This window comes from Chitinivibrionales bacterium (genome assembly GCA_014728215.1).
Classification (GTDB): Bacteria; Fibrobacterota; Chitinivibrionia; order Chitinivibrionales; family WJKA01; genus WJKA01.
The window spans coordinates 1-3,100 of record WJLZ01000065.1 but is presented as its reverse complement, the minus strand read 5'-3'; the positions used below and the strand labels follow the sequence as shown (position 1 = coordinate 3,100).

The window sequence follows — 3,100 nt, the reverse complement described above, 5'->3', positions numbered from 1 at the left end:
TGAAGGACATCGGCGGTTTCTCCAGTAATTTACCCTACGGAAGCATGCGGTTGCTTCACCGTTCCGGTTCTCCATTCTCCTTAATTTTCATTCACATTCTTTCTCTAGAGGAGGAGATCCTATGAAGCGGCTGCAAACCATACTGTTTGTGACATCAGCGGTTATCCTATCGGTTCTTTACGGATGTGGCAAAAAGACCACGACCATCGAAGATACGATGCCGGAACCGGAACCGTCTGTTACTACCGAGGTTGAAACCCCGGCGCCGGAAACCGGGCCTTCCGACGACATTGTTTTCCAGACCCGGGATATCGACGCCGAAATGCAGGAGATTTTCGTGCCGATCTATTTCGAGTACGACCAGTATGAACTCCGGGGTGATGCAATCCAGAAGCTCGAACGGGCGGCCCGGTTTCTTTCCGAAAACATCGATATCCGGATTCTTCTTGAAGGCCATGCCGATGAACGGGGTTCGAATGAATACAATATCGGACTCGGCGAAAACAGAGCCAAGGCGGTGAAAAGCTATCTTACCTCCTACGGTATTCCATCGTCGCGCCTGGAGTTTACGTCCTACGGAAGAGAACGTCCGGCAATATCGAATTGCCCCGATGATGAATGTCATAAGAAAAACCGTCGTGTCGAGTGGAAAGTGCTCGAACGGTAGTATATTCCCGGCCTTCGGGTCTGTGCTCCTTCAGGGTCCCTGAATAGGCACACCATACAACGCGCATATCATTGCTCGCCGGCGCCGCGGTACCAGGCGGCTTCGGCGAGGTTTATTCGCTCCTCAACCCGCCCATTAACCATTCTGCTGCAAAAACACAGCCCTTTTTGCCCCATTCGCTGCGCCCTCAATGCCAATTTGTTATTTTATTATATCTTTGTTAAAAGTAGATACGATTTCTGAAAGGATTATGCCATGAAAATCACCATAGCCAAAAAGGCTTCGAATGATACTCAGGTCGTGTTTTTTGTTCAGGAAGACGCCGGAGAAATTGTCGATTTCAAGGGTGAAAAACATCAATTGACAATCCGTTATGAGAAGAATGCATGCATAATCTACTGCGGTTTAGGACTCCGTGAAAATTGTACGACGGCAATAATCAGACGTGGCGCGGCAAAGGCGATACAGAAAGCGATGGAACTGAAACGTACCTCAGTTTCGCTCATTCCGCCAAAAAAGAAAAAGTGCGCGGGGAAATGCAGTGAAGCTTCTCTGGAAGGCGCTATTCTGGGCGCCTATTCCTTTGCAAAATATAAAAGTGAAAAACCGTCGGGGATCAAAAAGATCGAGCTTGTCGATCCCACCGTTACTCCCGGGCGGGCCAAACAGATACAGGCCCTGTGCGAATCTGTTTTTTATGCCCGCGACCTGGTGAATGATAATGCCCATGTTGTCACCCCCGCTCACCTTGCCGCAGAAGCCCGGAAACTGGGATCGGCATCGAATATCACCACCACAATCCTCGATCAAAAAGAACTCAAGAAAAAAGGGCTGGGGCTCCTCTACGCGGTGGGACAGGGGTCCCCCTATCCTCCTCATCTGATTATCATGGAATATACAGGCGCTGCAAAATCAAAGAAAACAACCGCGATTGTTGGTAAAGGAATTACCTTCGACTCGGGGGGCCAGAACCTGAAACCATCGGGACATATCGAAACCATGCGATGTGATATGGCCGGTGCGGCGGCAGCGTTCGGATTAATCCGGGCGCTTGGTATCCTCAAACCGAAAATCAACGTTGTCGCCGTTGTTCCCGCAGCGCATAACGCAATCGGCAGCACGACCTATTTCCCCGGCGATATCTATAAATCATACTCGGGTAAAACCGTTGAGATCGGTAACACCGACGCCGAAGGACGCCTTGCCATGGCCGACGCATTCTCTTATTGCCAAAAGAAATATAAACCTTCAGAGCTGATTGACCTGGCCACCCTCACCGGCGGTATCCTCTACGCACTGGGTGATACTATCGCCGGACTCTTTTCAAACGATGACACGATGAGTGAAAAACTCTTCGAGGCAGGAGAACGAACATTCGAACGGTTGTGGCGGTTTCCTATCTACGAAGAACATATTGAGGCGATGAAAAGTGATTTTGCCGATTTGAAAAACATTCCCAAACTCAAACGAGGCCATGCCGGTTCCATTACCGCAGCGGCCTTTCTCAGAGAATTTGTTGATACGATTCCCTGGGCCCATCTGGATATTGCAGGGACCGGTTTCAACGAAAGCGAACCAAGGGGAGAAATGCCAAAATACGCCACCGGCTTCGGAATACGGCTTCTTATGGATTATTTGACGCATGAGGAGAAATGAGGACGGTAAATGAGGATGGATATTGTTTCCCGGTTATGCCTTATACCCTCTACCCTGGACCCTGACAACTAAATGCATGTATTCGATATAATAATTTCAATTATCGCCGCATTGTTTATCATTGTTGGTATCAAACGGGGTTTGATCGGTGAAGCATTCCGGTTGATCGCCCTTATTGCCGGATTTGCCGTTGCGGTGACGGGATACCGGACCCTGTTTCCTCATCTGACATTCATACCGCTTTCCGATTCCACAAAACTGGTAATAAGCTTTTTGCTTCTCTTTTTTGCTACGGTTATTCTTGTCCTGGGGACTGGATGGCTGATCAGGAAAATCGTCCGGCTGACGGTGCTTGGATGGGTTGACCGGTTGTGCGGCGGTTGTATCGGTTTGATCAAGGCATTTATTATCGCCTGGATATTTGTACTCTCTGCTGTCTCTTCCCCCTTTCCGTGGGTCGAAGACAAACTCGGTGATTCGATTGTTTTTTCCTATCTTTCGAAATTCCCTCCCCATTTGAGTGTACCCTATATGGAGTCGACAAAAAAATCATTCGAAAAGATCATTGGCAGTCAACCATTGCAGACGATAAAGGATGTTCACCATAAAGTCGACAGTTTTAAAACAAAGGTCGATTCCGCCATGACCAAAACAAAGATGAAGGGGAAATAGATACTCCACCCTCCCTTGTGGGATACAATCATTCATGCACATTCTGATCACCATATTTGTCATTTTTTTCGGATTAATACTCGGTTCATTTTTCAATGTCCTTAT

General features: G+C 48.1%; 3 protein-coding genes. All 3 read left to right on the top strand.

The window, feature by feature from the left end; genetic code table 11:
- The first annotated feature begins 121 nt into the window (after positions 1–121).
- The 3 genes from GF401_04280 to GF401_04270 all read left to right on the top strand — a co-directional run bounded on the left by GF401_04280 (position 122) and on the right by GF401_04270 (position 2,995).
- On the top strand, positions 122–667 hold the full coding sequence (locus GF401_04280; GenBank protein MBD3344262.1) for an OmpA family protein: 546 nt from the start codon (positions 122–124) through the stop codon (positions 665–667).
- Between the two features lie 255 nt (positions 668–922).
- Entirely contained in the window at positions 923–2,323 is a 1,401-nt protein-coding gene (locus GF401_04275) for an aminopeptidase (GenBank protein MBD3344261.1), read from the top strand.
- 72 nt (positions 2,324–2,395) lie between these two features.
- Positions 2,396–2,995 (top strand): hypothetical protein, encoded by a 600-nt coding sequence (locus GF401_04270; GenBank protein ID MBD3344260.1) that lies wholly within the window; start codon positions 2,396–2,398, stop codon positions 2,993–2,995.
- The last annotated feature ends 105 nt before the right edge of the window (positions 2,996–3,100 follow it).

What these genes read in the sequence shown, in the direction of transcription:
- GF401_04270 (MBD3344260.1), top strand. Translation starts at nt 2,396, where the DNA reads ATGCATGTATTCGATATAATAATTTCAATTATCGCCGCATTGTTTATC.
- GF401_04280 (MBD3344262.1), top strand. Translation starts at nt 122, where the DNA reads ATGAAGCGGCTGCAAACCATACTGTTTGTGACATCAGCGGTTATCCTA.
- GF401_04275 (MBD3344261.1), top strand. Translation starts at nt 923, where the DNA reads ATGAAAATCACCATAGCCAAAAAGGCTTCGAATGATACTCAGGTCGTG.